The 2,149-nt window shown below is 43.8% G+C and carries 1 protein-coding gene; it reads right to left on the minus strand.

Translation table 11 applies throughout. The features are described 5' to 3' along the window. Positions 1–2,149: type VI secretion system Vgr family protein (locus J3U19_RS11395; protein WP_267346369.1), on the minus strand; the 2,149-nt coding region annotated here is incomplete at both ends.

A 2,149-nucleotide genomic window follows, 5' to 3' on the forward strand; every position in this document is an offset into this window, starting at 1 on the left:
GCATTACATTTAAGATAAACATTCTCTGGCGAGCCAAGCTCGATCCCCGCCTCGCTGATTTTGATGTACGAGCCTCCACAAATAAAGGTTATTTCTTGCGCTGCGCTAATGTCCACTTTACTCTCTACACTGTTTATTTGGATATCTTGTTTCGCCAACATATTGAGGTTGGCATTTTGGGCTTGCACATCAATATCACCTTGATTGGCTACCACTTTCATTCCTGATTTTTGTGCCAATAAGCTGATGGCTTCTGATGTAGATAGGGTAATATTTTTTAATGCCGTAATATCCGTTTGACTTGCCGTTGTTACCGTTATATTGTTGGCGCAAGTAAGCTGGATGTTTTCCGGACTGGTTAATGCTATGCCTTCTTGTGCATAAGCGAGGATCCCCGCTTGATTCATGTCTTTTAAAGCACTTTGTAAGTGTTGTTGTGAATCTGTATCAGATGCATGAGTTTGCGCCTGTTGCGCCGCATTTTGCAGTGCTTTGGCAATCGATAACGCATTTTCCAGTTCAGCCATTGCCCCTTGCATATCCAGTTGCTTACCTTGCGCTTTGGGTTCGGTCTGACTGGTCAAATACAGACCTCGATTCGCTGCAATCGCCCCCCATTTATCCGTACGCAGTTCAAATCCTTCCCCTCGTTGCTCTTTGTTGCTGTTGACAAGATGCCCAATATTAAGTTGAGTTTTGCCGTATTCGGTCGCCAGCTTGATGTGCTCCTGCCCCCGTTTGTCATCCATGCGTAACTTATTATTGGTTGGGGTACGAATCACATTGCGATGTTTGTTTATCGTCGTTACAAGGTCCGGATGCGTACTGTCATGCATGGCATGCGCAATATACGGGCGGTCAGGGTTGCCCTTGGTAAAGGCAATGGCAACTTCAGTCCCGTCAATCAGTGGAAAGTGGAAACCATAACTCCCGCCTGCGTACGGTTTTGCCTGCCTGACCCATAAACTTTCATAGCCCTTTTTCCACTCTTTTAGGTCATAATTAAATTTAACCCGATAACGACCCTGAGTATCAATATAACCGTAAGTGTCATTGTCAGGACTAGTCACTCTTGCCGATAAGGTTCCCACCATTTTGGGCCACTTTAATGGCTCAGGACGGTATGGTTTTAATACCTGATACGGTATTGCGGTAAAACTCAGCTCGTAAGCATCCGTGCGGTTGCCATGGCCTTCCACGCTTAAAATAATCACACCGTCATCAACATTAACCAGCGGACTGCCCTTAATTTGAATGCGTTGACCTGGTGTCAGATGATAGCGGTTGCTTTTTCCGCTAATCAGAGTTTTTTTACTGATTGCTTGTTCATGTCGAATTTTGGCATACCATTGACCGGTTTCAATTTGATTACGCTGGTCAGTTGAGCCATTGCTGTTGCGATTATCGTTATCTCCCTCAACTTTATCTTCCTGACCGTCAGTTATTCGTTCTTTATAATGCTCATCATAACGGTAATCGGTGCCATAAGTGGTGCTGTCTTTAGGTTGGCTGTTAACTTCACTCAGTAACTTAGCTTTGGCGTCACGGTAGTTGTAATCCTGCACTTTGACTGAGGATTTCACCATATGATTGTCCTGCCGAATATTCCAGATACTTTCTGTTCCGCCATCCAGCGTATCACTCGGTAATCGATAATCTATATCACTTGCCTGCTCATAACCTTGTTCGTTATCACTTATGACCATGACATCGCAATTGTGCTCGGCATGCGTTTCAAACCGAAACCAGACACCAATATCGGCTAACAGACGTTGTATAAAGCTTAAATCACTTTCCTGCCATTGAGTAATGAATTCACGTTCCGGATAGCGATTGTTCAATTCCAGCCGATAATCAATGCCAGTAAAACCATGACTGCGTAGCACTTCTTCCACCACACTGATCACACTTTGATTTTGAAATATCGCATGATTGCGATTCAATGCTAATCTTGCTAAACGAGGGGATAACACAATCTGATAATGTGCCTGCTCTTTACTCACAGATAACACATTAAAACGAGTGATAACACCAGAAATTTTACGTAAGTCACTCTCGATAGGGAGATCACTTAACGAACGAATCGCCGTTTCCAGTACGTTATTCATAGCAGGATTAAAGTAGAAGGACGCTTTTTGGTTGAGTATCG

Origin of the sequence: Gilliamella sp. B2828 (genome assembly GCF_026537125.1) — a bacterium.
Taxonomy (GTDB): Bacteria; Pseudomonadota; Gammaproteobacteria; order Enterobacterales; family Orbaceae; genus Gilliamella.